Here is a 26,152-nt window from a genome sequence, read left to right on the forward strand (position 1 = left end):
CAGTGTGAAACATTCGTGCGGCATTTTGCGATTTGGCCTCTAGACTCACCTTGCTTATCATGGCCCGCCCACAGAATTCCAAGAGTTGCTTATGCGCCGCCTGCTCACCGGCTGTCTGGTTACACTGCTGCTGTTACTCAACACGCTGATCCTGATCGGCCCCTTGATGGTCTTCGCCTTGCTCAAGCTGGTGGCGCCGGGCCGCTCGCGTGACTATGCGTCCTGGGCGGTGATGTGGATCGCCGAGACCTGGGCCGAGATCGACAAGCTGATCTTCTCGCTGTGCATTCCAACCCAATGGGATATTCGCGGCGGTGAGGACCTGCGCAGGGACACCTCCTACCTCGTCATCAGCAACCATCAATCCTGGGTGGATATCCCGGCGCTGATCCAGGCGCTGAACCGGCGCACGCCGTTCTTCAAGTTCTTCCTGAAAAAAGAACTGATCTGGGTGCCCTTCCTCGGCCTGGCCTGGTGGGCGCTGGATTACCCCTTCATGAAGCGCTACACCAAGGCATTCCTGGCCAAGCACCCGGAGCTGGCGGGGCAGGATCTGAAAATCACCAAAGAGGCCTGCGAGCTGTTCAAGCGTCAGCCGGTGACGGTGGTCAATTACCTGGAAGGCACGCGGTTCAGCGAGGCCAAGCGTGCGCAGCAAAGTTCACCCTTTACTCGACTACTCAAGCCCAAGGCAGGCGGCGTGGCGTTTGTGCTGGCAGCAATGGGTGAACAGCTGGACGCGGTACTCGACGTGACCGTGGCCTACCCACAACAAAAGATTCCAGGGTTCTGGGACCTGATCAGCGGCGCGGTGCCGAAGGTGATCGTGGATATCCGCACCCGCGAGCTGGACCCGGCGTTGTGGCAAGGGGATTACGAGAACGATCCGGCGTTTCGCCAGACCCTCCAGAACTGGGTCAACCAGCTCTGGAGGGAAAAGGACCGTCGAATTCACGAACTGCTGGAAAACAGTGGGGAGCAACGATGACCGCCTGGCCCCGCAAGATGCTACGAAACCTGACTATAGACAGCGGAAAGCGTGCTTTCGGGCAAGGCCGTTGAACAGAGCTGTCGCTGACCAAGCATTATCAATTCCACCCAGCACAATAGAACGAAGCCCAGGCGACAGATCTTCGACATTTTTTTTGAAGCGACTCGCCGATGCTGTGTAGCTGTCAGAGTGAATCCCCATCTCTTCCAGGCGCGAGCGCAACGCTTGATCATCAGCGCCACTGCGTGAAAGAGGAGGCGGACTGAAATAGTTTTTGATGTCTGGAGTTTGTGTCCCGTTGATATTCAAAACGCCACCACTCATAGGTCATTAATGAAACCTTCCAAGATCGTCGTAAACGAGACCTTGGAAGGTACCTTTATTGTGGTGTCTTGCTTCTTACGGTTCCCTACAACCTTGTGATATTTACCGGTATGACATTTCAGTCTTGCTCGTTATAAAAACGACCTTTGCGCAGGTAACTAGCTACCGGTTCCCCAGGCTTGAGCCAATTTGCCCAATACGGAGCTGCTGGCGCCCTCGCCGCCGAGGTATTTCAGGATTACCGGGGCAAACTGGCCGATCATGCCGCTGTCCATGCCCAAGGCGCTGAAGGCGGTGTTCAAGTCATTGGTGCTTTTCACATTGCCCAATAGGCCGTCCAGGCCGCTGGTCTTGCTGCCGCCGGTTTGGCCGAGCATCCCGCTCAGGGCACCGAGGCTGCCCAATGCGTTATTACCTGACAACTTGTCGAGACCCGGCACAGTGCTGCTCAACTGCGAGAAGTCGTTGCCGCTGAGTTTGTTCTTGGCCAGGCCCAGCATGGCGCCCGTGCCGCCCACCGCTTGCTCGGGGGTGATGTTCAGTTGCGAGGTCAAGGCCGTCAGCAGGTCGGCCGTCTCCGACGTAGGCGCGGCGGCAGCGGCCTTGTTGTTGCCACCCTGCATGCCGGAAATGGCGTTGGCTGCATCGCCAAGGCTGAAACCTGCTGCGAACACCGGGCCAGCGGCCACGGTCAACAGGCAGGACAGGGCAAAACCGCGTGAAATCTTCATCGAAACAACCTCTGGGTATAGGGGTAAAAGCAGGCGTTGGACTGGGTAACCCGTCGGTTGTTCCGGAGCCCCTCAGGAACCCATCGAGGATAAGCGGGTCCATGAACTGACTATAGAATTTGTCGAGAAGAGACTTATGACTGCGATCCAACCCCCAGTGATTGAGCACAAGCCTGCGTTCTGGAGCCGCCCTCGCCTGTTCATCGGCGCCTGCGTGGTGGTGGTTGCCGGTATCGGCGGCGCGCTCTACACCCAGGACAGCGTCAAATCCGCGGCGACATTGGTGACCACGACCCAACAGCCGGCCGCACAGATCATGGCCCACAAGGACTACCTGGAAGTAGAACCGATTGCCTCCACGGCACCAGCACCGGACCAGAGCCTTGAACTCTGGGCGATTCCCAAAGACGGCACACCGGTGTCCCTTGGACTGTTGCCGGAGGATGGCAAAGGCATCATCGGCCTGAACCCACGCCAACAGGAAACCATCAGCAAGCCGGTGGAATTGATGGTGAGCTCGGAAACCAAGGGTGGTTCGGTGAGCAAGCAGCCAACAGGCCCGACCGTCTACCAGGGTGCATTGGCCACTCGCTGATCGGGCCGCACACTCGTTTCAAACTGTGGGAGCGGGCTTGCCCGCGATTGCGGTGGGTCAGCGACATAGATGTCGACTGATTAGCCGCTATCGCGGGCAAGTCCGCTCCCACATTGGCTCATCAGTGCGTTGAAAATTGGCTCCAGGCAACGAATAAGGGCGACCCATGGGTCGCCCTTTTCATTTGGCCAATGCTTATGCAGCGCTGAACAACTTGTGCGGATCAATCACAAACTTCTTCGGCACACCCGCATCGAACTCGCCATACCCGCGTGGCGCATCATCCAGGCTGATCACCTGCACACCGACGATTTCGGCGATGTTGATACGGTCCCACATGATCGCCTGCATCAGTTGACGGTTGTACTTCATCACGGGCGTCTGCCCGGTATGGAAGCTGTGGGATTTGGCCCAGCCCAGACCAAAGCGGATGCTCAGGCTGCCCATTTTCGCGGCGGCATCGACCGCACCTGGATCTTCAGTCACGTACAGACCTGGGATACCGATCTTGCCCGCCACGCGCACCACGCCCATCAGCGAGTTGAGCACCGTGGCCGGGGCTTCGGCCTTGACGCCGTCGTGGCCGTGGCCGCGTGCTTCAAAGCCCACGCAGTCCACGGCGCAGTCCACCTCCGGCTCGCCGAGCAACGCGGCGATCTGTTCGTGCAGCGGGGTGTCAGTGGACAGGTCGACCACTTCAAAACCCTGGGCCTTGGCGTGGGCCAGACGGATCGAGTTGACGTCGCCGATGATCACCACCGCTGCACCCAGCAAGCGAGCGGAGGCGGCAGCCGCCAGACCCACCGGGCCGGCACCGGCGATATAGACAGTGCTGCCTGGGCCGACGCCGGCAGTAACAGCGCCGTGGTAGCCGGTGGGCAGGATGTCGGAGAGGCAGGTCAGGTCACGGATTTTCTCCATGGCCTTGTCGCGATCCGGCAGTTTCAGCAGGTTGAAGTCGGCGTACGGCACCAGCACGTACTCGGCCTGGCCACCGGTCCAGTCGCCCATGTCGACGTAGCCATAGGCACCACCGGCACGGGCCGGGTTGACGGTCAGGCACACGCCGGTGTGTTGTTCCTTGCACGAGCGGCAGCGCCCGCAAGCAACGTTGAACGGCACGGAGACCAGGTCACCGATTTTCAGGTTCTCTACGTCGCTGCCCTTCTCGATCACTTCACCGGTGATTTCATGCCCCAGCACCAGGCCGGTCTGGGCCGTGGTGCGGCCGCGCACCATGTGTTGGTCGGAGCCGCAGATGTTGGTGGAGACCACGCGCAGGATGACGCCGTGCTCAATCTTCCTGCCGCGCGGGTCCTGCATTTTGGGATAGTCGATTTTCTGTACTTCGACCTTGCCGTTGCCGAGATACACGACACCACGATTACCAGACATGCTTTCACCTCGCTGTTGTTTTTATGGAACTGCGTTGCCCTTGGGGCAGCGCGTTAAGTGCTCGGGTACAGATGCTGTTTCTTGTGTTGCTTGTAAGGGCCTCATCGCAGGCAAGCCAGCTCCCACCGTGGATCGGGTTCACACATCCAGGAATGTGGGAGCTGGCTTGCCTGCGACAGCGATCTAGAGAACGACGGTGCGATTGGCATTCAGGAACACCCGCCGCTCGATGTGATACCCCACCGCTCGCGCCAATGTGAGCCCTTCGATATCCCGCCCCTTGGCAATCAAATCTTCGGGATAGTGGCTGTGATCTACCACCTCCACGCCTTGGGCGATGATCGGCCCTTCATCCAGATCGTTGTTGATGTAATGCGCCGTTGCGCCCACCAATTTCACGCCCTTGTTGTACGCCTGGTGATAGGGCTTGGCGCCCTTGAAGCCCGGCAGCAACGAGTGGTGAATGTTGATGGCCTTGCCGTCCAGCTTGCGGCACAGCTCTGGTGACAGCACTTGCATGTAGCGCGCAAGGATGACCAATTCGGCGCCGGTGTCTTCAATCACCTGCCACACCTGACGTTCCTGGGACGGTTTATCGTTGGGGTCCAGTGGGAAATGGTAGTAGGGAATCTGGTGCCAGTCGGCCAACGGTTTGAGATCAGGGTGGTTGGACACCACCGCGACCACGTCCATCGACAATTGGCCGATCCTCTGGCGATACAGCAGGTCGTTCAGGCAGTGATCGGCCTTGGAGACCATGATCACCACTTTGGGCCGGTAGTTCGGCGCCGTCAGTTCGAAGATCATGCCAAACGCTTCACCACGGGTCGCCAGACCTGCGCGAAAGGCTTGCTCGTCGAAACCGTCGGGCTGGCGGAACTCCACACGAATGAAAAACCGGCCAGAAAGGCGGTCATCGAACGAATGGTGCTCGGTGACGTAACAGCCCTGCTCGAACAGGTAGCGGGTGACCGCGTCCACCGTGCCGAGCACGCTTGGGCAGTCGGCGGTCAAAATCCATGTATCGGGTGCGCGGCTCATGGGTCACTCCTCAGGCTGATCGTTCCCACGCTTTGCGTGGGAATGCCGCCATGGACGCTCTGCGTCCGCTTTTGGGACGCGGGGCGTCCCGGTATGCATTCCCACGCGGAGCGTGGGAATGATCATCATGCGACAACGCTCAGGCCGAACTCAGCCGAGGCATCCTGCAACCACAACCACCAGTAATCCGAGAAGCTGCGGCGGATCAGCAGTTCCCAGGTGTCTTCAGCCGTATGACGGATCACCAGTTGCGACTTGGCGAACACCGTACCCACGGCTTTGCCAACCGGAAAGTTGTTGGGGTGTACGTCGTAGCTGGTGGACTTCATCAGCACATCGCGCACGTTAGGGCCGCTCAGTTCAAGAATCTGCTGGCCGCCGCTGACGTTGACGATCTGGATATGCAGGTCGCCCAGGGCGGCACGCAGGTTCTGTTCGGCGGCGAATTCTTCACCGCTCGGCACGATCAACAGCCACTCGTCCGGGCCGAGCCACTGAAGGCTGGTTTCACCTTTGAAGACCACACTCAGCGGGCCGGGCAGTTCAATGCCGACGGCCTTGTGTACGCCAGCGGCGAAGGCGGCGTCGTGGCCATCGCCACGGATAGTCAGATGGCCGAGGAGTTTTTTTTCACGCACGGTCACGCCGGCATTCTTGCGGCCCTTGCCGACCAGGCTGGCGAGGTCGGCATGGTGCAGCGACGACTCGGCCTTGGCGCCGGTGGTGGGGCGTTGTTGGTAAACATTGGCTGCTGTCATAAAGCACCTGTCCTGAATTCTGTTGATCGTTCCCACGCTCTGCGTGGGAATGCCGCCATGGACGCTCTGCGTCCGCCCTTGGGGCGCAGAGCGCCCCGGAATGCATTCCCACGCAGAGCGTGGGAACGATCAGGTGTCAGACGTTCTGCCGATCACCTTTCGGGTCAAAGAACACCGAAGACACAATCTCGGCTTCGATCACGCTGCCATCCGCTTGCGGCGAGAACACTCGCTCACCGATGCGCTTCAAGCCGCCCTTCACCACACCCATGGCAAACGAATAGCCCAGGGAGTTATGCGCATAACTTGAGGTAACGTGACCCACCATCTTCATCGGAATCGTCTGCTTCGGATCGAACACCAACTGCGCGCCTTCCGGCAGCCACACGTTCGGGTCGATCGGCTTGAGCCCCACCAACTGCTTGCGCTCTTCACGCACGCAGTCTTCACGGTTCATCCCGCGCCAGCCGATCCACGAGAACGGCTTGGTCCGGCCAACGCACCAGCCCATGTTCAGGTCGTCCGGGGTCATCGAGCCGTCGGTGTCTTGCCCGACGATGATGAAGCCCTTCTCGGCGCGCAGTACGTGCATGGTCTCGGTGCCGTACGGGGTCAGGTTGTACTGTTTGCCGGCCTCGACGATTTTTTCCAGCACGCCCATGGCGTAGTCGGCCTGCACGTTGACCTCATACGACAACTCACCGGTAAACGAGATACGGAACACCCGTGCCGGCACGCCACCCACCAGGCCTTCCTTCCAAGTCATGAACGGGAAGCCGTCCTTGTCCAGGTCGATGTCGGTGACTTCACTGAGCAGCTTGCGGCTGTTGGGGCCCGACAGGGTCATGGTTGCCCAATGGTCGGTGACCGAGGTGAAGTACACCTTGAGGTCCGGCCATTCGGTCTGCTGGTAGATTTCCAGCCACTGCAGCACGCGGGCGGCGCCGCCGGTGGTGGTGGTCATCAGGAAGTGGTTGTCGGCCAGACAGGCAGTGACGCCGTCATCGAACACCATGCCGTCTTCCTTGCACATCAGGCCGTAGCGCGCCTTGCCCACGTCGAGCTTGGTCCAGGCGTTGGTGTAGATACGGTTGAGGAACTCGCGGGCATCCGGGCCCTGAATGTCAATCTTGCCGAGGGTGGACGCGTCCAGCAGGCCGACGCTGTCACGCACCGCCAGGCATTCGCGCTTCACCGCGGCGTGCAGGTCTTCACCGTTGCGTGGGAAATACCATGGGCGTTTCCACTGGCCGACGTCCTCAAACTCGGCGCCGTTCTTCACGTGCCAGGCCTGCAGGGCGGTGTAGCGCACCGGCTCGAAGATATGCCCACAGTGACGGCCCGCTACGGCGCCGAACGTCACCGGCGTGTAGTTGGGACGGAACATGGTGGTGCCCATCTGCGGGATGGTCACGTTCAACGAACGGGCGGCGATGGCCAGGCCGTTGACGTTACCCAGCTTGCCCTGGTCAGTGCCGAAGCCCAGCGCGGTGTAGCGTTTGACGTGCTCCACCGACTCGAAACCTTCGCGGGTGGCCAGTTCGATGGCGGCGGCGGTCACGTCGTTTTGCAGGTCGACAAATTGCTTTGGCGCCCGTGCGGTAGCTTTTTCGTGGGGCACCTGGAACAGCGCCAGGGTCGGTTCTTCCAGACGGCTCAAGGCTTTTGGCAGCGTGCCTTCAACCGGGGCAAAACCGGCTTCGCTGGCTGCACGCACGCCGCCTTCAAAGCCATCGGCGAGGGAATCGCCAAGGCCGTAGACACCGTTGATGCCGCCCACGCACACGCGTTTTTGCGGTGCTTCGCCGGGTACAAACCCGAGGATATCTTCACGCCAGGTCGGTTTGCCGCCCAGGTGCGAGGCCAGGTGCACCACCGGGCTGTAACCGCCGGAGCTGGCGACCAGGTCGCAGTCCAGCCACTCGCCGGGGCTGGTGACTTTATGCGCCTTGACGTCGATGGCTGCCACGCGGGCACCGGTCACGTGCTTACTGCCACGGGCCTCGATCACGGCGCTGCCGGTGAGGATGCGAATGCCTTTGGCGCGAGCTTCTTCAACCAGTGCCCCGCGTGGGTTGTGGCGCGCATCGGCCACCGCGACAACGGTGAGGCCCGCATCGAACCAATCCAGCGCAACGCGGTAGGCATGATCGTTGTTGGTCGACAGCAGCAGCTTTTTACCCGGTGCCACGCCGTAGCGACGCACGTAGGTAGACACCGCACCCGCGAGCATATTGCCCGGCACATCGTTGTTGCCGTACACCAGCGGACGCTCGCACGCACCGGTGGCCAGCACCACACGCTTGGCGCGTACGCGGTGAATACGCTGACGCACCACGCCAATCGGCGCACGGTCACCGAGATGGTCGGTGAGACGCTCGTGAATGGTCAGGAAGTTATGGTCGTGGTAACCGTTGACGGTGGCGCGGGGCAGCAGCACCACGTCCGGCAGGGCTTTCAATTCGGCAATGACGCCGGCAACCCATTCAGTGGCGGGCTTGCCGTCGAGGCTTTCGCGGGAATCGAGCAGCGAACCACCGAACTCTTCCTGCTCGTCGGCGATGATCACCCGAGCACCGCTGCGCGCAGCGGCCAGCGCAGCCGCAAGGCCCGCAGGGCCTGCGCCCACGACCAGCACGTCGCAATGACGGTTGAAGTTGTCGTAGGTGTCCGGGTCGTTCTCGGTGGGCGAGCGGCCAAGGCCCGCCGCCTTGCGGATGTACTTCTCGTAGGTCATCCAGAACGATTGCGGGTACATGAAGGTTTTGTAGTAGAAACCCGGCGGCATCAGCTTGCCGCCGACCTTGCCGAGAATCCCCATCATGTCGTTGTTCACGCTCGGCCAGCCGTTGGTGCTGGTAGCAACCAAGCCCTGGTACAGCGCCTGTTGGGTGGCGCGCACGTTGGGGATCTGCGTGGCTTCGGTGGCGCCGATCTGCAGCACCGCGTTCGGCTCTTCGGCGCCCGCGGCAAAGATGCCCCGTGGGCGCGAATATTTGAAGCTGCGGCCAATGATGTCGACACCGTTGGCCAGCAGGGCGGCAGCCAGGGTGTCGCCTTCAAAGCCCTTGTAGCTCTGACCGTTGAACGTAAACGTCAGGACTTTATTACGGTCGATGCGGCCACCGTTGGACAGGCGATTGATCTGGCTCATACCTTCTCTCCAGAGGCCTTGGCGGTGAACTGAGGCTTCTCACCGATCTTGTAGGTTTCAAGAATTTCGTAGGTCACAGTGTCGCGGGTGGCGTTGAAATACTGGCGGCAACCGGCGGCATGGATCCACAGTTCGTGGTGCAGGCCGCGCGGGTTATCGCGAAAGAACATGTAGTCGCCCCACTGCTCGTCGGTGCAGGCATTCGGGTCTAGCGGGCGCGGGATGTGCGCTTGGCCGGACGCGTGGAATTCCTCTTCGGAGCGCAGTTCGCCACAGTGAGGACAGAAGATATGCAACATAGGGAATTTCTCCTGTTAGTGGGCGACGGCCGCAGCGCCGTGTTCGTCGATCAACGCACCGTTGTGGAAACGGTCGATGGAAAAAGGTGCGGCCAGTGGGTGCATTTCACCCTTGGCCAGGCTGGCGGCAAACACGTTGCCTGAGCCTGGGGTGGCCTTGAAGCCGCCCGTACCCCAACCGCAGTTGAAGAACATGTTCGGTACCGGGGTCTTGGAGATGATCGGGCAGGCATCCGGCGTGGTGTCGACGATGCCGCCCCACTGGCGGTTCATGCGCACCCGTGACAGCACCGGGAACATCTCGACGATGGCCTGGATGGTGTGCTCGATCACCGGGTACGAACCGCGCTGGCCGTAACCGTTGTAGCCGTCGATACCGGCGCCGATCACCAGGTCGCCCTTGTCGGATTGGCTGATGTAACCGTGCACGGCGTTGGACATGATCACGCTGTCGATAATCGGCTTGATCGGCTCCGACACCAGGGCTTGCAGCGGGTGGGATTCGATCGGCAGGCGGAAGCCCGCCAGCGAAGCCATGTGCCCGGAATTACCGGCAGTCACCACACCGACACGCTTGGCGCCGATAAAGCCCTTGTTGGTTTCCACGCCGATGCACACGCCGTTTTCCTTGCGGAACCCGATCACTTCGGTCTGCTGGATCAGGTCCACGCCCAAGGCATCGGCAGCACGGGCAAAGCCCCAGGCCACGGCATCGTGACGGGCCACGCCGCCGCGACGTTGCACGGTGGCGCCGAGCACGGGGTAACGGGTGTTCTTGGAGCAATCCAGATACGGGATTTCGTCGGCTACTTGCTGGGCATTCAGCAGCTCGCCGTCCACACCGTTGAGGCGGTTGGCGCTCACGCGGCGTTCGGAGTCACGGATGTCCTGCAGGGTGTGGCACAGGTTGTACACGCCACGCTGGGAGAACATCACGTTGTAGTTCAGGTCCTGGGACAAACCTTCCCAGAGTTTCATGGCGTGTTCGTACAGGTGCGCCGACTCGTCCCACAGGTAGTTGGAACGCACGATGGTGGTGTTGCGCGCGGTGTTACCGCCGCCCAGCCAGCCTTTCTCGACCACCGCCACGTTGGTGATGCCGTGTTCCTTGGCCAGGTAGTAAGCGGTCGCCAGACCATGCCCGCCGCCGCCGACGATGACCACGTCGTAGACCTTTTTCGGGGTCGGCGTGCGCCACATCTTCTGCCAGTTTTCGTGATGGCTGAGGGAGTGCTTGAAGAGGCCGAAGCCTGAGTAGCGTTGCATAGTCATTACTCCAAAACCGCGCTCAGCGATAAACCGGGAAATCAGCGCACAGGGCAGACACGTGCTTGGCCACGTTGGCCTCGACATCGGCGTCGCCGAGGTTGTCGAGGATGTCGCAGATCCAGCCGGCCAGCTCGATGCATTGCGGCACTTTGAAGCCACGGGTGGTCACCGCCGGGGTGCCGATGCGCAGGCCCGAGGTCACGAACGGCGACTGCGGGTCATTGGGCACCGCATTTTTGTTGACGGTGATGTGGGCGCGACCCAGAGCGGCATCCGCCTCTTTGCCGGTGAGGCCTTGGCGGATCAGGCTGACCAGGAACAGGTGGTTGTCGGTGCCGCCGGAGACCACATCGTAGCCACGCTTGATGAACACTTCGGCCATGGCCTGAGCGTTATCGATCACTTGCTGCTGGTACGCCTTGAAGCCGGGCTCGAGCGCTTCCTTGAAGCACACGGCCTTGCCGGCGATCACGTGCATCAGCGGGCCGCCCTGGGCGCCGGGGAATACCGCAGCGTTGAGTTTCTTTTCGATTTCTTCGTTGGCCTTGGCCAGGATCAGGCCGCCCCGTGGACCGCGCAGGGTTTTGTGGGTGGTGGTGGTGACCACGTCGGCGTAAGGCAGCGGGTTCGGGTACAGGCCAGCGGCAACCAGGCCGGCGACGTGGGCCATGTCGACGAACAGCAGCGCGCCAACCTTGTCGGCGATCTGACGGAAGCGTGGGAAATCCAGGGTCTTGGAGTAGGCCGAGAACCCTGCCACGACCATCTTCGGCTTGTGTTCGACCGCCAGGCGCTCGACTTCGTCGTAGTCGATCAGGCCCGTGTCGGTATTGATGCCGTATTGCACCGCGTTGTACAGCTTGCCCGAGGACGACACTTTGGCGCCGTGGGTCAGGTGACCGCCGTGGGCCAGGCTCATGCCCAGGATGGTGTCGCCGGCATTGATCAGCGCCAGGTACACGGCGCTGTTGGCGGAGGAACCGGAGTGCGGTTGCACGTTGGCGTAATCGGCGCCGAACAGCTGCTTGGCGCGTTCGATGGCCAGGGCTTCGACCTTGTCCACATGTTCGCAGCCGCCGTAGTAGCGCTTGCCCGGGTAGCCTTCGGCGTATTTGTTGGTAAGGCCACTGCCTTGAGCTTCCATCACGCGCTTGCTGGTGTAGTTCTCCGACGCGATCAGCTCGATATGATCTTCCTGGCGCTGCTCCTCGGCATTCATCGCCGCCAGCAGTGCGTCGTCATATCCCTGGATCTGGTCTTGTTTGCTGAACATCGCGTCTCTCCCAGCCTTTCGTATTGTTGAGGCCCTCGCAGGGCCCTTTGATGCGATGGTAGGGCTGGCGCGTGCGGGCCAAATGCCTGCGCACGCCACGCAAAGGTGCGTTTACGACATGGACTCAAGAATGTGCAAACGCTTGTGTGGGAGCTGGCTTGCCTGCGATGGCATCGCTGCGGTGCAACTGGCAGACCAAGGTGTGTGCATCGCAGGCAAGCCAGCTCCCACAGGGGTTAGGCGATGATCAGGCGGATGAGTAGCAGCAGCAAGAAATGCAGTGGATATAAAGCATAGGCCCAACGCCGCATCGCTGGTGGCGAGACATTTTTGGCATGTCGCAACAAGACCAAACCCACCCATGGCGCAATCAGGCATGTTGCCAACCCCAACAGCGCCACCGGTGTGCCGCTATTCAGCAAAATCTGCCATTGGTTGGCGGCAACACAAACCAAGCCTGGAAGCACACTGAAATACCAAGGGCGACTGAACACCAGCAACATCGCCACAGGCAGCAACACACCGAAAAAACCGAACATCAAATGTGTCGCAAACGCCCCCGCGATACTGAGCGCTAACAGCGCTAATCCTCGATCAAAAAGCGCCTTTTGCTGCCAACCTCGGGCAACCAGCAAACCTAACACCAAAGTCGGCAGCACATTCAACGTATCGGCGTCCTCGATAAATAGCCGATACGGCACTTCGCTGATCACGCTGAACAACAGCAACCAACCCAGGTAGCGCCAATGGCCGGTCACTGGGACGTAACGGACACGATGCACATTGGCCGCAATCGCCAGGCAAAACCATGGAAACGCCAGACGCCCCGGCACGTATAGCCCATCCAGGCTCAGCCCCACATAGCGCAGATGATCGAGCACCATACTCAACAGCGCCAGCCACTTGAGCAGATCCAAAGCGCCATCTCGGACAGGTCCGACAGGCAAGGTGTGAGTACCGTGCATAATTCCCCAACGACTTTGCATTTACAGTGCGTGCGTGCCCCCGGCAATCTTGGGTAAAGTGCGCACCAACATCGACCACAGGAACGGGCCATGACCGACAAGAGCCAACAATTTGCCAGCGACAACTATTCCGGCATCTGCCCGGAAGCCTGGGCCGCCATGGAACAAGCCAACCAGGGCCATCAACGCGCCTACGGCGATGATGAATGGACCCACCGCGCCGCCGACGGTTTCCGCAATCTGTTCGAGACCGACTGCGAGGTGTTCTTCGCCTTCAACGGTACGGCTGCCAACTCCCTGGCGCTGTCCTCGTTGTGCCAGAGCTACCATAGCGTGATTTGCTCGGAAACCGCCCACGTCGAAACCGACGAATGCGGCGCGCCGGAGTTTTTCTCCAACGGCTCCAAACTGCTGGTTGCCCGTACCGAGAACGGCAAGCTGACCCCGGAGTCGATCCGCGAAATCGCCCTCAAGCGCCAGGATATCCATTATCCCAAGCCGCGCGTCGTGACCCTGACCCAGGCCACCGAAGTCGGCAGCGTGTACACCCCGGAAGAAATCCGCGCCATCAGCGCCACCTGCAAGGAACTGGGACTGAACCTGCACATGGACGGCGCACGCTTCGCCAATGCCTGTGCATTCCTGGGCTGCTCACCGGCCGACCTGACCTGGAAAGCCGGCGTCGACGTGCTGTGCTTTGGTGGTACCAAAAACGGCATGGCGGTAGGTGAAGCCATCCTGTTCTTCAATCACAAACTGGCTGAAGACTTTGACTACCGCTGCAAACAGGCCGGTCAGTTGGCGTCGAAAATGCGCTTCCTTTCTGCGCCATGGGTGGGCCTGCTGGAAAATGACGCGTGGCTCAAGCATGCACGCCACGCCAACCATTGCGCGCAATTGCTCAGCAGCCTGGTGTCGGATATTCCCGGCGTGGAATTGATGTTCCCGGTACAGGCCAACGGCGTGTTCCTGCAACTCTCGGAACCCGCGATTGCAGCGCTGACCGCCAAGGGCTGGCGCTTCTACACCTTCATCGGCAAAGGCGGTGCGCGCTTCATGTGTGCGTGGGATACCGAGGAAGAGCGTGTGAGGGAATTGGCTGCCGATATTCGGGAAGTAATGAACGCTTAACGTACGAATTCGGCCAGTTGGTACTGGCCGATTGCCGAGACTGTTTTTTGATATTTCCGACCGCTACGTAGCTCGCTTTCATTGTCTAGCCTCTTGTTACCCGCAAGGAAAACGCAGCGATAACTGCCGCCTTTCGGGTTTCATCGCCAGCCGAATAATCGGCCGCAAAGGCACATCAATGGAGAGTTTTATCATGGAATATCAAAGTAATGGCAACACACTGCAAAGCGGCGGCGGCACTAGCACCACGGTCATAGACTGGGACGAGTTCAGGAAACACGCCAAGATCGGGGACACCATTCAGGAGCCCTCAAGGACGTTGACCATCTACGACAAAGCCTACGAATTGACAAACTCAGGCCAGCACTTCGTTGTTCATATCTATGCCCAATAACTGTTAACGCCTAAGCGCCGCGTCGCAGATTCATGGCCTGCGACGCGACGCTGAATCATGATCGTTCCCGCGCTCCGCGTGGGAATGCAGCCCGTGACGCTCCGCGTCACACCCTCAGTGCGGCCGGACGCGGAGCGTCCTGGGCGGCGTTACCACGCAGAGCGTGGGAACGAGCATGTGCCTGCTGCCGGGAAGATCGTTCCCGCGCTCCGCGTGGGAATGCAGCCCGTGACGCTCCGCGTCACCCCTCAACTGCGGCGGGACGCGGAGCGTCCCAGGTGGCGTTACCACGCAGAGCGTGGGAACGAGCATGTGCCTGCTGCCGGAAAGATCGTTCCCGCGCTCCGCGTGGGAATGCAGCCCGTGACGCTCCGCGTCACACCCTCAATGCGGCGGGACGCGGAGCGTCCTGGGCGGCGTTACCACGCAGAGCATGGGAACGAGCATGTGCCTGCTGCCGGGAAGATCGTTCCCGCGCTCCGCGTGGGAATGCAGCCCCGTGACGCTCCGCGTCACACCCTCAACGCGGCCGGACGCGGAGCGTCCTGGGCGGCGTTACCACGCAGAGCGTTGGGAACGAGCAGATCAGAATTCGATGCGTACATCACCCTTCGGCACACTGCAGCACGACAGGATGTAGCCTTCAGCCTCGTCTTCTTCGGTAATCCCGCCGTTGTGCTCCATCTCCACTTCGCCGCCCAGTTTCATCACCTTGCACGTACCGCAGATGCCCATGCCGCAGGCCTTGGGGATCAGCAGGCCGAGCTTGGCCGCCGCGGCATGCACCGTTTCCCCCGGTGCCACGCGAATGCTTTTGCCGGACGCGATAAATTCCACTTGATGCAGGTCTGCCAGGTCGATCTCCGGCGCATCCGCCGCTTGCTCGGCCTGCTCCACCGCATCGGCACGGGCTTCGGGCGGCGTCGCGCCAAACGATTCCTCGTGATAACGGGTCATGTCGAAACCGGCAACTTCCAGCAAACGCTTCACCGCGTTCATGTACGGCGTAGGGCCGCAGCAGAACACTTCGCGCTCAAGGAAGTCCGGCACCATCAGCTCCAGCATCTTGTGGTTCAGATAGCCGCGATACCCGGCCCAGGGTTCGCCCAGGCCGTGTTTTTCGCAAATCAGGTGCAGGCTGAAGTTGTCGATCCGCGACGCCATGTGCTCCAGCTCGCGGTGATAGATGATGTCCTTGGGCGAGCGGGCGCTGTGGATAAACGTCATGTCGACGTTCGCGTTGGTGTCGTAAAACCAGCGCGCCATGGACATCACCGGCGTGATCCCAACGCCACCGCTGAGGTACAGCACTTTCGGGCTTGGGAAGTCGATGGCATTGAACAGCCCGACCGGGCCGTGCACCGCCAACTCCTGGCCTTCGTGCAAAGTGTCGTGCAGCCAATTGGAAACCCGGCCGCCCGGTACGCGCTTGATGGTCACCGAGAAGCTGTAAGGCACCGACGGTGAGCTGGAAATGGTGTACGAACGCATGATCGGCTGGCCTTCGATTTCCAGCTCCAGGGTGACGAATTGCCCCGGCTTGAAAAAGAACAGGATCGGCTGATCGGCCATAAAACAGAAGGTGCGCACATCCCAGGTTTCCTGGATGACTTTGACGCAGCGGACGATGTGCCGACCATTGGCCCAGGTCTGGGTGGTTACCGGATTCAGGAAATTATTGGACATGTTGTTCTCCACCGCCGACGTCGGCCTTATGGTGGCGATTCTGCGTAACGCGAGAACCACCCATTTACCTATCTGCGACATTCACATACTTACGGCGACCAGCCCCCAAAGACAGGGGCTTGCGCGTCGGGATCAGATTGGGCCATGTCGCCCATGGATAAGGTTCGACGTTACGCCGGGCCCACACTCGCTCCCAACAAAGACGCGTTCTTTACGCCTTGCACAGCACCAACCGTAGCCACTATTCGCCGGCCACACAGAATGGCCATGAGGACACACACGATGGACGTCACCGCAACCTTAAGCTTGGGCGATCCGCTGGAACCCGCACGCAAGGCCACCGCGCAAATGCTGCAAGAGCGCGAGCGCACTTTTTCGCTGCCGCAGCCGTTCTACTCTGATGAGCGGCTGTTCGATATCGACATGCAGGAGATCTTCCAGAAAGAGTGGTTGATCGCCGGCATGACCTGCGAAATTCCTACCAAGGGCAACTACCTGACCCTGCAAGTGGGCAAGAACCCAATCATCGTGATCCGGGGTGCCGATGGCGTGGTGCATGCGTTTCACAACGTGTGCCGCCACCGTGGTTCGCGCTTGTGCACCAGCGAAAAGGGCAAGGTCGCCAAGCTGGTTTGCCACTACCACCAGTGGACCTACGAGCTGGACGGCCGCCTGCTGTTCGCCGGCACCGAGATGGGCGCCGATTTCGACATGAAGCAGTACGGTTTGAAGCCGGTGAACGTGAAGACCGCTGGCGGCTATATCTTTATCAGCCTGGCCGAAAACCCGCCGGCCATCGATGACTTCCTGTCGACGCTCAGCCATTACATGGAGCCCTACGACATGGAGAACACCAAGGTGGCGATCCAGACCACCTTGTTCGAAAAAGCCAACTGGAAGCTGGTGCTGGAAAACAACCGCGAGTGCTACCACTGCAACGCGTCGCACCCGGAGCTGCTCAAAACCCTGCTGGAATGGGACGACGTCACCGACCCACGTGCCGACCAGGCGTTCAAGGACCACGTAGCCGCCTCCGCCGCCGCCTGGGATGCCGAGAAGATCCCTTACGCCCACGCCAGCTTCGGCCTGCGTAACCGGATTGTGCGCATGCCGCTACTCAAGGGCACCGTGTCGATGACCCTGGATGGCAAACAAGGTTGTGCCAAGCTCATGGGCCGCATCAAGAACCCGGACCTGGGCTCGATGCGCATCCTGCACCTGCCGCACTCCTGGAACCACTGCATGGGCGACCACATCATTGTGTTCACCGTGTGGCCCATCAGCGCCCAGGAAACCATGGTTACCACCAAGTGGATCGTGCACAAGGACGCCGTGGAAGGCGTGGACTACGACGTGGAACGCATGCGCCAAGTGTGGGACGCCACCAACGACCAGGACCGCCGCCTGGCCGAAGAGAACCAGCGCGGGATCAACTCCACCGCTTACCAACCCGGCCCGTACTCCAAGACCTATGAATTTGGCGTGGTGAATTTTGTGGATTGGTACAGCGAGCGCATGCTGAGCAACCTGGGTGCGGCGCCGGCGCCTTATCTCAAAGGCGTAGCTGCTCACGAATAACGCTTGTTTGGGAGCGGGCTTGCCCGCGATGGCATGGTGTCTGTCAAAGTCTGTATTGGCTGATAGACCGCTATCGCAGGCAAGCCAGCTCCCACATTAGGACAGATTAGCTGTTCAAAATTCGATCAGCTCTGATACAGCCCTTTACCACCCTGCCCTCCAGCCTTTACCCAACAACTTATCCACAAAGCCACCCACAGCAATTGTGGGCAATTGCGTCGTGGACGAAAATTAAATCAAGAAAATCCGTGACTTATTCAAACTTCCGGGTTTCAGCTCAAGCTGATCATTTATTGATCAAACCTCCAAGAGCCTTGTTTGGCGTGGCTTGCAGCGGTAAGCGAACACCTTATCCACAGATGCGCCAACAGACTTTGGGGGCAACTTTGTCTGGGCTGTGGAAAACCACCTAAAGTCGCTATTTCCGCGGGTCATGAGACGTTTTAAGGGTTAAATACAGTGTTTTGGTGATTTTTTAACCAACCCTCTGTAGGCCTCGTATTACCTGGCCTACAACGGATAGCGAACATCTTATCCACAGATCCGCCAACAGACTTTGGGGGCAAGTTATAAAATCCGCTTAGCTTTATCCACACCAAAACCCTAGAGAAAACCGCCACTTAGCCTGATCATTTTTCAGCCAATAGCGCACAGGCCTTTAAATACGTGCCCTGCGGACAAACACAAACACCTTATCCACAGGCACGTGCACAGCGATTGTGGGTAATTGCCCGCTTGTCCGTTCCTTGTGCGGAAACGCTCAAATTTAAACTTCATCTACACTCTTTCTTGCAGTTATATCCATTGGCCCAGGTGAGTACAGAAGTCCTTGGCGCAAAAGAGGAGATAGACCGGTGACGTGGCAGGGCAATCCCAGCCATCACCGCGCCAAAGGTTTTACGCTGATTGAATTACTACTGACGCTGGCCTCACTGGCCACGCTTTCGACAGTGGCTTATCCGCTGACGGCGCTGATGGGTCAACACATTCGGGAACTCGACTTGCAGCGTTCGCTGCGAGACATTCGCTATGCCATCGATGCTTACAAAACGCTAACAACACACTGAGCGTTCCAGCAGTTCGGAACTTGTTTGTCTGAATTGAAGGTGGACTAGAGCATGAATAATTTACAGCAACATACGAACGTTCTCATCAAGTGGCTGCTGGCAGCGGTGCTTCTGGCCCCCCTGTTGGTCATGGCACACGGTGCCGTCGATGAGCCGGTATCACGCCAGGTTCATTGCAAAGCGCTTCCAGATTTCTGGTCGGGAAACCCCAGCGATCCAGGATGCGCGGCGTTAGCCAAAACAAGCGGACAGTATCCAGGCCAGCAATGGAATGAAGTTGCCCATTTAATTGCTGCCCCGGGGTATAACGACCCGGAAATCGTTAAAAAAGCAGTTCCAGATGGGCAGCTATGTTCAGCAGGTGACAAGAAGAAAGACGGCCTTAACTTGGTGTCAAATGATTGGTACCGGACGGACGTCACGCCTCACGACGGTAAAATGAACGTTCGCATCATCGGTACGGCCCCTCACGTCCCCAGTTTTGCAAAGGTATTCCTGACAAAACCTGGCTTTGATCCGACCACAGCACCGCTGACCTGGAATGATTTGGTCCTTATCCATACCGAGCAACTGACAGTCGCTCAAACCGACTGGGGCACCAGGCCGCCTGCCATTTCGTCTTCGGGGTACTTCAGATTTCCAGTGCCTATCCCTGCAGAACAATTCGGCAACGCGACCCTCTTCGTGCAATGGCAACGAATTGACCCGGCCGGGGAAGGATTCTACAACTGCAGTGATATCAATATTATCGGGGCAGGCGTTCCCGAGCGGTGGTTTGATCTGGGGCAATTCATCGATGCCGTCATGAAAGACCTCACCCCAGGAAACGCCGTTCACTTCCGTATTCTGGACAACACGCCACAAGCGAAAGAGGTCGTAGACATTACCCTGCCCATTGACGCAAACAATCTGGACGCGAAGATATGGGGCCCGCAACTGGCCAATCAAATCCCTTCAAGCATCGCCAAAGTAGGGGAAAAAGACGGCAATGACATTGTGTTCAACACGGCTGATCCGCAGGTCAATTCGGTATTCGTACAGGTCAAGGGTTACTCCAAGGCCATGGCGATAGTCGAAGCGGGCGGTGGGGAATACCCCGCGTACGTGCCGAACAAGAGCCCCCCTTACAAGCCACGTGACGTTGTATCTAACAAGGGCGCCAATTATGTGTGCAAACCCTACCCAAATAGCGGCTGGTGCTCGCAATCACCCAGCTATTACGAACCTGGTGTAGGCAGCCAATGGAACGATGCGTGGGATAAGAAAGACTGAGAAGTAAAATGTCTGTTGCGAGACAAACGCTGTGGTGTATACAGCGTTTGCCTCGCTATCTTTTCAGAAGAGCTTAGCGAACCACGCCTTCCTCTATCAGCAACTTGAGAATCGCCTGCGCGCCCTCTTCGGCGCTGACGCCCTTGAGCACCTGCCCCCCACCCCCACTGGCCTTGGCTGTGGCAGCTTTCATACGATCGGCGCCGCTCTTGGCCTTGATCACCTTGAGGCGCTTGGGCCGCGGTTTGGCCGGTTGCAGCAGTGCGTCTGTGAATAACTCATCCTGTTCAATCTCGACGTCATGGGCTGCCAACTCACCCCGTTGCGCCGGGCCGTAGGCGCTCTGGCGTGGTTTGGGCGCGGCGTTATCCACAGTGGCAAGAAACGGCAGGCGCACCTTCAAGCGCCGCCGCTGGCCGCGAGGCAGCGCCTGCAGCACCAGGGCTACGCCGGCGTCGATGGACTCCACCTGCGCCAGCCCCACAATCAGCGGCCAGCCCAGTTGTTCGGCCAACAGGAACGGCAGCATCCCCGAACCTTCGCCGGTTTCTGCCTGGCTTCCGGTCAGTACCACTTGGGCGCCCGCGTCGCGCAGATACTCGCTGAGCACCGGCAACGCATCGGCGCCCGCCGGCTGTTCGAGTACCTGCAGTTGCGGCAGGCCCATGCCCAGGTAGCTGCGCAGGGTCGGCTCGCTGACATCACCCGCGTGCAGCACCTGCAACTTATCCCCAGCCAGTTGCAGCCCCAACTCTACCGCGCGCGCGTCCTGCTCGGCACGGCGTGGACGCCCGGAGGTGGGGTGAGCGCCGATGGACACCAGGCTGAATACAGTGTTGGTCATGGTCATATCCTCAGGCTGCATCGCGCTTGGCGCCGTTGCGGTAGGTCTCGACCGCCGCGATCAAGGCGTGCAGTATCGCGGCGCTTTCGCCGATCACCGACAGGTCGGCACGCTTGATCATGTCGCACCCTGGGTCGAGGTTGATCGCCACCACCTTGTCGCAGGCACCGATGCCTTGCAGGTGCTGGATCGCCCCGGAAATCCCGACGGCCACGTACACCCGCGCAGTGACCCAGGTGCCGCTGGCGCCGACCTGGCGATCGCGCGCCATGAAGCCATCGTCCACTGCCACCCGCGAGGCGCCTTCGGTGGCGCCCAGGGCCGCGGCGGTCTGGTGGAATAGCGCCCAGTCCTTTACGCCGTTGCCACCGGAGAAAATGAACTCTGCCTCGGCCATCGGAATCGCTGCCGGGTCGACCGCCACCGCGCCGAGATCTTCGATACGCGGCAAACTGCGCGCCAGGCCTGTGGATAACTCCACGGGCAAGACTTCGTGGCGGGTTTCGCTGACCGGATCGGCACATTCGGCGGCGGCGAGGATCAGACGGGGCAACGGTCGCGCCAGGTCTTCCTGGCCGGCACCGGCACGGCCGATGCACTCCTCGCCCTTGATCTGCCACACCCGCGTCGCCGGGCGTTCCTTGAGGCTGGCGGCAAAGCGTCGCCCCAGTTCGCCACCACCGCTGCGGCTATCTGGCAGCAACCAGTGGCGCGGGCTGAATTGGTTATCCACAGCGCGCAGGCCCTGCACCCGTTGCTCCGGTGCATAACCCTCGAACTCATGCCCTTCCAGCACCAGCAGACGGTCGACGCCGGCCGTGGCAAAGGCGCTTTCCTTGTGTTCACCGAATACCACCGCCAATACCGCGCCGTCACTGCCAGCCAACTGGCGCGCCAGGCCAAGCAGGTCACGGTCGTGGCTGCTCAGACGGCCACCAACCATGTCCGGCACCACGTTGATATAGAACGCCGGGGTCGGCACCTGATGCAGCGGCAATTGCACTTGCACTGCCGCGCTGCGCTTGGCCGCGCCGCCCTGCTGGGCACCGCTGCGGTCGATGCGCTTGATGCCGTTGGGCCCGATAAAACCGACACCATGCACGTTTTTGCGAATGATACCGTTGGGCCCCATCCAGCTGTGTTGCACCGGCTGCATCGCCGCGTGCAACGGGTGCAGGCGGTTACGGGCGATCCATTCGGCCCGGGGGTCGCGGCGGATAATATCGCTCATCAGTGCACCTCCGCAGGTTCACGCTTGAGGGGGACTTTGGCCGGCGCGGCGTCTTCAAGCAACGCGTCGGCTACCAGTTCGGCGATGTCTTTGATCAACGGGCGCGGTTCGACCACGCCTTCAAGCATCGCGGTGCATTGCGGGCAACCCACGGCCACCAGTTCGGCACCAGTCTCGCGGATGTCGTCCATGCGCATATCGGGGATACGTTGCTTGCCGGGGATATCTGTGATCGGCGCGCCGCCACCGCCACCGCAACAGCGTGAACGGAAGCCCGAGCGTTGCATTTCCTTGACCTCGATACCCAACGCCCGCAGCACTTGGCGCGGCGCCTCGTATTCACCGTTGTAGCGGCCCAGGTAGCAGGGGTCGTGGTAGGTCACGCTGTTGCCTTTGTGCTGGCCCAGGTTCAGCGCGCCCTCGCCAATCAGCTCGGCCATGAAGGTGCTGTGGTGCTGCACCCGGTAGTTGCCGTTGAAGGCACCGTATTCGTTTTTCAGCACATGGAAACTGTGCGGGTCGCAGGTGACGATGCGCTTGAAGCTGTACTTGGCCAGGGTCTGAATATTGCGCGTGGCCAGCAGCTGGAATGTCGCCTCATCGCCGAGGCGCCGCGCCACGTCACCGCTGTCGCGTTCTTCCAGGCCAAGCACGGCGAAGTCGACCTTGGCGGCCTTGAGCACTTTGACGAAGGCGCGCAGGGTACGTTGGTTACGCATGTCGAAGGCGCCATCGCCGACCCAGAACAGCACATCGCAACTGCCTTTGTCGCTGAGCAACGGCAAGTTCAGGTCTGCCGCCCAGTTCAGACGACCACCGGGTGCGAAACCGCCGGGGTTGTCGGTAGCGATCAGGTTTTCCAGGACTTCGGCGCCCTTGTTCGGCGTGGCGCCTTTCTCCAGGGTGAGGTGGCGACGCATGTCGACGATGGCGTCTACGTGCTCGATCATCATCGGGCACTCTTCCACGCAAGCGCGACAGGTGGTGCACGACCACAGGGTCTCGGCGTCCACCAGGCCGTTGACGATCGGCTGGTGCGGGTTGCCGCCGTGTTCGCCCACCGGTTTGCCGGGGTACGGGCTGCCGGCGAACTTGGCATCGGTGCCACCGGCCAGGCCGACCACCATGTCCTGGATGAGTTTTTTCGGGTTCAATGGCTGGCCGGCGGCAAACGCCGGGCATGCTGCTTCGCACTTGCCGCACTGCACGCAGGCGTCGAAGCCGAGCAGTTGGTTCCAGGTGAAGTCCTTGGGTTTTTCTACGCCCAGCGGCGCGGTTTTATCACTGAGGTCCAGCGGCTTCAGACCGGTGGAGCGGCCACCGCCAAAGCGCTCGGCGCGACGGTGCCAGGCCAGGTGCAGGGCACCGGCGAAGGCGTGTTTCATCGGCCCGCCCCAAGTCATGCCGAAGAACATTTCGAACACGCCCCACAGCACGCCCACGCTCAGCAAAGCCGCGAGCAGCCAGCCGCCGAAATCGGCGGGCAGAATCCCGGCTACCGGCAAGGTCACCAGGAAGAAGCTCACCGAGAACGCCATCAGGCTTTTCGGTAGGCGCATCCACGGGCCTTTGGACAAGCGGGCAGGCGGATTGCGGCGGCGCAGGTACATGAAGATCGCGCCGACAAACATCAATGTCGATGCCAGCAGCAGCGCATAGCCAAGAATGCGGCTCTGCAGGCCGAAGCCGTGCACCAGGATCGCCAGCAGCGCCGACAGCACAAAGCCGAGCGCCGTGGCTACGTGGGTGTTGGCGATGTATTTGTCACGGGCGACCACGTGGTGCAGGTCGACCATGTAGCGCTTGGGCATGGCCAAAAGGCCGCCCAGCAGGTCGACTTTGGACGAGCGGCCACGGCGCCACATGTTCACCCGGCGCAAGGCGCCGAGGACGGCGAGGCCCAGGGCGGCAAAAAGCAGGATGGGAAGAAGGGTATTCAGCATGGTGAAGCTCCCACTAAGATCGTTCCCACGCTCTGCGTGGGCATGCATCCTGTGACGCTCTGCGTCACGACCTTAAAAGCAGACGCGGAGCGTCCAGGGCGGCATTCCCACGCAGAGCGTGGGAACGATCAGGTGCGTCAGAAATCCTTGCACAAGCGCAGGGCGTCATAGATGGCGGCGTGGGTGTTGCGCTGGGCCACACAGTCACCAATGCGGAACAGCAAGTACCCCTCGCCCGCCTCGCTCAAGCATGGCTGCGGCTTGATCGCAAACAGCGCTTCAACGTCGATCTGGCCCTTGTTGCGCGAACCTTCCTTGAGCCCGTAGTAAATGGCCTCGTCCGGACGCACGCCGTTCTCCACCACCACCTGGTCCACCACCCGCTCCTCTTTGGCGCCGGTGTATTCGTTTTCCAGCACGGCCACCAGCTTGTCGCCCTCGCGGTAGACCTTTTCCAGCATCATGTCGCCGGTCATGATCACTTCCTTGGGGTACATGCTGCGGTAGTACGTGGGGAACGACGTACCGCCGATTGCCACGCCTGGCTTGATGTCGTCGGTGACGATCTCCACCTGGCTGCCTTTGTCGGCCAGGAAGTCGGCCACCGACATCCCGGTGAATTCACAGATGGTGTCGTACACCAGCACGTTCTTGCCAGGCAGCACCTTGCCGTCGAGCACGTCCCAACTGCTCACTACCAAGCCTTCGGCGGCGCCCCAGTGTTCGTTCTGCTCGATGAACGGGTGCCCGCCCACCGCCAGCACCACCACGTCCGGACGCACGTCCAGGATGGTCTCGGCATCGGCTGCAACACCCAGGCGCAGGTCGACTTTCAAACGCGCCAGCTCCAGTTGATACCAACGAGTGATACCGGCGATCTGGTCACGTTGCGGCGCTTTCGATGCCGTGGTGATTTGCCCGCCGATAAACTCCTTTTTCTCGAACAGCGTCACGTCGTGGCCACGTTCAGCCGCCACGCGCGCGGCTTCCATCCCGGCCGGGCCGGCGCCCACTACAACCACCTTGCGCTTGGGCCCGGTGGACTTCTCGATGATGTGCGGCACGCCCATGTATTCACGGGAGGTCGCAGCGTTCTGGATGCACAGCACATCCAGGCCCTGGTACTGGCGGTCGATGCAGTAGTTGGCGCCCACGCACTGCTTGATCTGGTCGATCTGGCCCATCTTGATCTTGGCGATCAGGTGCGGGTCGGCGATGTGCGCACGGGTCATGCCGACCATGTCCACATAGCCGCCTTCCAGAATACGCGTGGCCTGGTTCGGGTCCTTGATGTTCTGCGCGTGCAGCACCGGAACCTTGACCACTTCCTTGATGCCGGCCGCCAGGTGCAGGAACGGTTCCGGCGGGTAGCTCATGTTCGGGATGACGTTGGCCAGGGTGTTGTGGGTGTCGCAACCCGAGCCCACCACGCCGATGAAATCGAGCATGCCGGTGTCGTCGTAATACTTGGCGATTTGCTTCATGTCCTCGTGGGACAAGCCGTCCGGGTGGAACTCGTCGCCGCACAGGCGCATGCCCACGCAGAAGTCATCCCCCACTTCGGCACGCACGGCCTTCAACACTTCCAGGCCGAACTTCATGCGGCCCTCGAAGCTGCCGCCCCACTCGTCGGTACGCTTGTTGACCCGCGGGCTCCAGAACTGGTCGATCATGTGCTGGTGCACAGCCGACAACTCCACCCCGTCCAGGCCACCGGCCTTGGCCCGACGCGCAGCCTGGGCGTAGTTGCCAATCACACGCCAGATTTCTTCCGGCTCGATGGTTTTGCAGGTGGCACGGTGCACCGGCTCACGCACGCCGGACGGCGACATCAGGGTCGGCCAGTTGAAGCCGTCCCAACGCGAACGCCGGCCCATGTGGGTAATCTGGATCATGATCTTGGCGCCATGCTTGTGCATGGCATCGGCCAGATTCTGGAAGTGCGGGATGATGCGGTCGGTGGACAGGTTCACCGACGCCCACCATTCCTGCGGGCTGTCGATGGCCACCACGGAGGAGCCACCGCAGATCGCCAGGCCAATACCGCCCTTGGCTTTCTCTTCGTAGTACTTCACATAGCGGTCGGTGGTCATGCCGCCGTCGGTGGCATACACCTCGGCATGCGCAGTACTGAGCACGCGGTTGCGGATGGTCAGTTTGCCGATCTGGATCGGCTGGAACATTGCTTCGAAAGCCATGGCACGGTCCTCG

The 26,152-nt window shown here is 60.5% G+C and carries 22 protein-coding genes; 7 read left to right on the plus strand and 15 right to left on the minus strand.

What is annotated here, in order from left to right; all coding sequences use genetic code 11:
• Window positions 1–91 precede the first annotated feature (91 nt).
• Window positions 92–988: an acyltransferase gene (locus JMV15_RS05060; protein ID WP_020302148.1), complete on the plus strand. Its 897-nt coding sequence runs from the start codon at window positions 92–94 to the stop codon at window positions 986–988.
• 33 nt (window positions 989–1,021) lie between these two features.
• Here JMV15_RS05060 and JMV15_RS05065 read toward each other — a convergent pair whose 3' ends face one another.
• Window positions 1,022–1,300, minus strand: coding sequence for a hypothetical protein (locus tag JMV15_RS05065; RefSeq protein WP_133633502.1), 279 nt, complete (start codon window positions 1,298–1,300; stop codon window positions 1,022–1,024).
• Window positions 1,301–1,473: 173 nt separating this feature from the next.
• Window positions 1,474–2,046 carry a DUF2780 domain-containing protein gene (locus tag JMV15_RS05070; RefSeq protein ID WP_020302147.1) on the minus strand — a complete coding sequence of 191 codons (573 nt, stop codon included), beginning with the start codon at window positions 2,044–2,046 and terminating at the stop codon, window positions 1,474–1,476.
• Between the two features lie 136 nt (window positions 2,047–2,182).
• Between JMV15_RS05070 and JMV15_RS05075 the strand changes: the two genes are divergently transcribed.
• Entirely contained in the window at window positions 2,183–2,641 is a 459-nt protein-coding gene (locus JMV15_RS05075; RefSeq protein ID WP_019817428.1) for an anti-sigma factor domain-containing protein, read from the plus strand.
• Between the two features lie 195 nt (window positions 2,642–2,836).
• Here the strand turns inward: JMV15_RS05075 and fdhA are convergent, their stop codons facing one another.
• The 8 genes from fdhA to JMV15_RS05115 form a co-directional block, all read right to left on the minus strand.
• The gene (fdhA, locus tag JMV15_RS05080; protein ID WP_014720230.1) at window positions 2,837–4,036 is read right to left on the minus strand and encodes a formaldehyde dehydrogenase, glutathione-independent; all 1,200 of its coding nucleotides are present in this window, start codon (window positions 4,034–4,036) and stop codon (window positions 2,837–2,839) included.
• Between the two features lie 183 nt (window positions 4,037–4,219).
• A complete protein-coding gene (purU, locus tag JMV15_RS05085) occupies window positions 4,220–5,077 on the minus strand; it encodes a formyltetrahydrofolate deformylase (RefSeq protein ID WP_014720231.1) in 858 nt (285 codons plus the stop codon).
• Window positions 5,078–5,202: 125 nt separating this feature from the next.
• A complete protein-coding gene (locus JMV15_RS05090; RefSeq protein ID WP_014720232.1) occupies window positions 5,203–5,835 on the minus strand; it encodes a sarcosine oxidase subunit gamma in 633 nt (210 codons plus the stop codon).
• A gap of 136 nt (window positions 5,836–5,971) precedes the next feature.
• Window positions 5,972–8,989, minus strand: a complete 3,018-nt coding sequence (locus JMV15_RS05095; RefSeq protein WP_019817431.1) for a sarcosine oxidase subunit alpha — start codon at window positions 8,987–8,989, stop codon at window positions 5,972–5,974.
• Window positions 8,986–9,288 (minus strand): sarcosine oxidase subunit delta, encoded by a 303-nt coding sequence (locus tag JMV15_RS05100; protein ID WP_003194855.1) that lies wholly within the window; start codon window positions 9,286–9,288, stop codon window positions 8,986–8,988. The genes JMV15_RS05095 and JMV15_RS05100 overlap by 4 nt, the downstream gene beginning before the upstream one ends.
• A 15-nt stretch (window positions 9,289–9,303) precedes the next feature.
• On the minus strand, window positions 9,304–10,554 hold the full coding sequence (locus JMV15_RS05105) for a sarcosine oxidase subunit beta (protein ID WP_003176546.1): 1,251 nt from the start codon (window positions 10,552–10,554) through the stop codon (window positions 9,304–9,306).
• A 22-nt stretch (window positions 10,555–10,576) separates the two neighbouring features.
• A complete protein-coding gene (gene glyA / locus JMV15_RS05110; protein ID WP_017738444.1) occupies window positions 10,577–11,830 on the minus strand; it encodes a serine hydroxymethyltransferase in 1,254 nt (417 codons plus the stop codon).
• Between the two features lie 236 nt (window positions 11,831–12,066).
• Complete coding sequence (locus JMV15_RS05115) at window positions 12,067–12,795, minus strand: TraX family protein (protein WP_038451785.1); 729 nt, start codon at window positions 12,793–12,795, stop codon at window positions 12,067–12,069.
• Between the two features lie 90 nt (window positions 12,796–12,885).
• Here JMV15_RS05115 and JMV15_RS05120 point away from each other — a divergent pair, with 90 nt between their 5' ends.
• Window positions 12,886–13,926 (plus strand): threonine aldolase family protein, encoded by a 1,041-nt coding sequence (locus JMV15_RS05120; protein ID WP_014720235.1) that lies wholly within the window; start codon window positions 12,886–12,888, stop codon window positions 13,924–13,926.
• Window positions 13,927–14,119: 193 nt separating this feature from the next.
• Window positions 14,120–14,320 carry a hypothetical protein gene (locus tag JMV15_RS05125; RefSeq protein ID WP_014720236.1) on the plus strand — a complete coding sequence of 67 codons (201 nt, stop codon included), beginning with the start codon at window positions 14,120–14,122 and terminating at the stop codon, window positions 14,318–14,320.
• A 585-nt stretch (window positions 14,321–14,905) separates the two neighbouring features.
• On the opposite strand, the gene gbcB is transcribed toward JMV15_RS05125, so the two are convergent.
• On the minus strand, window positions 14,906–16,006 hold the full coding sequence (gene gbcB / locus JMV15_RS05130; RefSeq protein ID WP_014720237.1) for a glycine-betaine demethylase subunit GbcB: 1,101 nt from the start codon (window positions 16,004–16,006) through the stop codon (window positions 14,906–14,908).
• A gap of 282 nt (window positions 16,007–16,288) precedes the next feature.
• Here gbcB and gbcA point away from each other — a divergent pair, with 282 nt between their 5' ends.
• The 3 genes from gbcA to JMV15_RS05145 all read left to right on the plus strand — a co-directional run bounded on the left by gbcA (window position 16,289) and on the right by JMV15_RS05145 (window position 19,923).
• Window positions 16,289–17,584 carry a glycine-betaine demethylase subunit GbcA gene (gene gbcA, locus JMV15_RS05135; protein WP_014720238.1) on the plus strand — a complete coding sequence of 432 codons (1,296 nt, stop codon included), beginning with the start codon at window positions 16,289–16,291 and terminating at the stop codon, window positions 17,582–17,584.
• Window positions 17,585–18,438: 854 nt separating this feature from the next.
• On the plus strand, window positions 18,439–18,651 hold the full coding sequence (locus JMV15_RS05140; RefSeq protein ID WP_014720239.1) for a prepilin-type N-terminal cleavage/methylation domain-containing protein: 213 nt from the start codon (window positions 18,439–18,441) through the stop codon (window positions 18,649–18,651).
• A 51-nt stretch (window positions 18,652–18,702) separates the two neighbouring features.
• Window positions 18,703–19,923, plus strand: a complete 1,221-nt coding sequence (locus tag JMV15_RS05145; RefSeq protein ID WP_038451788.1) for a lytic polysaccharide monooxygenase — start codon at window positions 18,703–18,705, stop codon at window positions 19,921–19,923.
• A 73-nt stretch (window positions 19,924–19,996) separates the two neighbouring features.
• Here JMV15_RS05145 and etfB read toward each other — a convergent pair whose 3' ends face one another.
• The 4 genes from etfB to dgcA all read right to left on the minus strand — a co-directional run bounded on the left by etfB (window position 19,997) and on the right by dgcA (window position 26,139).
• The gene (gene etfB, locus JMV15_RS05150; protein ID WP_165901703.1) at window positions 19,997–20,773 is read right to left on the minus strand and encodes an electron transfer flavoprotein subunit beta; all 777 of its coding nucleotides are present in this window, start codon (window positions 20,771–20,773) and stop codon (window positions 19,997–19,999) included.
• Between the two features lie 4 nt (window positions 20,774–20,777).
• Window positions 20,778–21,998 (minus strand): electron transfer flavoprotein subunit alpha, encoded by a 1,221-nt coding sequence (gene etfA / locus JMV15_RS05155; protein WP_014720242.1) that lies wholly within the window; start codon window positions 21,996–21,998, stop codon window positions 20,778–20,780.
• Complete coding sequence (gene dgcB, locus JMV15_RS05160) at window positions 21,998–23,941, minus strand: dimethylglycine demethylation protein DgcB (RefSeq protein WP_058410793.1); 1,944 nt, start codon at window positions 23,939–23,941, stop codon at window positions 21,998–22,000. The genes etfA and dgcB overlap by 1 nt, the downstream gene beginning before the upstream one ends.
• Before the next feature lie 137 nt (window positions 23,942–24,078).
• The gene (dgcA, locus tag JMV15_RS05165; protein WP_003194876.1) at window positions 24,079–26,139 is read right to left on the minus strand and encodes a dimethylglycine demethylation protein DgcA; all 2,061 of its coding nucleotides are present in this window, start codon (window positions 26,137–26,139) and stop codon (window positions 24,079–24,081) included.
• Window positions 26,140–26,152: the final 13 nt, after the last annotated feature.

This window comes from Pseudomonas paracarnis, assembly GCF_904063055.1.
Classification (GTDB): Bacteria; Pseudomonadota; Gammaproteobacteria; order Pseudomonadales; family Pseudomonadaceae; genus Aquipseudomonas; species Aquipseudomonas paracarnis.

What these genes read in the sequence shown, in the direction of transcription:
- glyA (WP_017738444.1), bottom strand. Translation starts at nt 11,830, where the DNA reads ATGTTCAGCAAACAAGACCAGATCCAGGGATATGACGACGCACTGCTG.
- gbcB (WP_014720237.1), bottom strand. Translation starts at nt 16,006, where the DNA reads ATGTCCAATAATTTCCTGAATCCGGTAACCACCCAGACCTGGGCCAAT.
- JMV15_RS05070 (WP_020302147.1), bottom strand. Translation starts at nt 2,046, where the DNA reads ATGAAGATTTCACGCGGTTTTGCCCTGTCCTGCCTGTTGACCGTGGCC.
- JMV15_RS05120 (WP_014720235.1), top strand. Translation starts at nt 12,886, where the DNA reads ATGACCGACAAGAGCCAACAATTTGCCAGCGACAACTATTCCGGCATC.
- JMV15_RS05115 (WP_038451785.1), bottom strand. Translation starts at nt 12,795, where the DNA reads ATGCACGGTACTCACACCTTGCCTGTCGGACCTGTCCGAGATGGCGCT.
- JMV15_RS05145 (WP_038451788.1), top strand. Translation starts at nt 18,703, where the DNA reads ATGAATAATTTACAGCAACATACGAACGTTCTCATCAAGTGGCTGCTG.
- fdhA (WP_014720230.1), bottom strand. Translation starts at nt 4,036, where the DNA reads ATGTCTGGTAATCGTGGTGTCGTGTATCTCGGCAACGGCAAGGTCGAA.
- gbcA (WP_014720238.1), top strand. Translation starts at nt 16,289, where the DNA reads ATGGACGTCACCGCAACCTTAAGCTTGGGCGATCCGCTGGAACCCGCA.
- JMV15_RS05095 (WP_019817431.1), bottom strand. Translation starts at nt 8,989, where the DNA reads ATGAGCCAGATCAATCGCCTGTCCAACGGTGGCCGCATCGACCGTAAT.
- dgcA (WP_003194876.1), bottom strand. Translation starts at nt 26,139, where the DNA reads ATGGCTTTCGAAGCAATGTTCCAGCCGATCCAGATCGGCAAACTGACC.
- JMV15_RS05090 (WP_014720232.1), bottom strand. Translation starts at nt 5,835, where the DNA reads ATGACAGCAGCCAATGTTTACCAACAACGCCCCACCACCGGCGCCAAG.
- JMV15_RS05105 (WP_003176546.1), bottom strand. Translation starts at nt 10,554, where the DNA reads ATGCAACGCTACTCAGGCTTCGGCCTCTTCAAGCACTCCCTCAGCCAT.
- etfB (WP_165901703.1), bottom strand. Translation starts at nt 20,773, where the DNA reads ATGACCATGACCAACACTGTATTCAGCCTGGTGTCCATCGGCGCTCAC.
- purU (WP_014720231.1), bottom strand. Translation starts at nt 5,077, where the DNA reads ATGAGCCGCGCACCCGATACATGGATTTTGACCGCCGACTGCCCAAGC.
- dgcB (WP_058410793.1), bottom strand. Translation starts at nt 23,941, where the DNA reads ATGCTGAATACCCTTCTTCCCATCCTGCTTTTTGCCGCCCTGGGCCTC.
- JMV15_RS05060 (WP_020302148.1), top strand. Translation starts at nt 92, where the DNA reads ATGCGCCGCCTGCTCACCGGCTGTCTGGTTACACTGCTGCTGTTACTC.
- JMV15_RS05125 (WP_014720236.1), top strand. Translation starts at nt 14,120, where the DNA reads ATGGAATATCAAAGTAATGGCAACACACTGCAAAGCGGCGGCGGCACT.
- etfA (WP_014720242.1), bottom strand. Translation starts at nt 21,998, where the DNA reads ATGAGCGATATTATCCGCCGCGACCCCCGGGCCGAATGGATCGCCCGT.
- JMV15_RS05075 (WP_019817428.1), top strand. Translation starts at nt 2,183, where the DNA reads ATGACTGCGATCCAACCCCCAGTGATTGAGCACAAGCCTGCGTTCTGG.
- JMV15_RS05100 (WP_003194855.1), bottom strand. Translation starts at nt 9,288, where the DNA reads ATGTTGCATATCTTCTGTCCTCACTGTGGCGAACTGCGCTCCGAAGAG.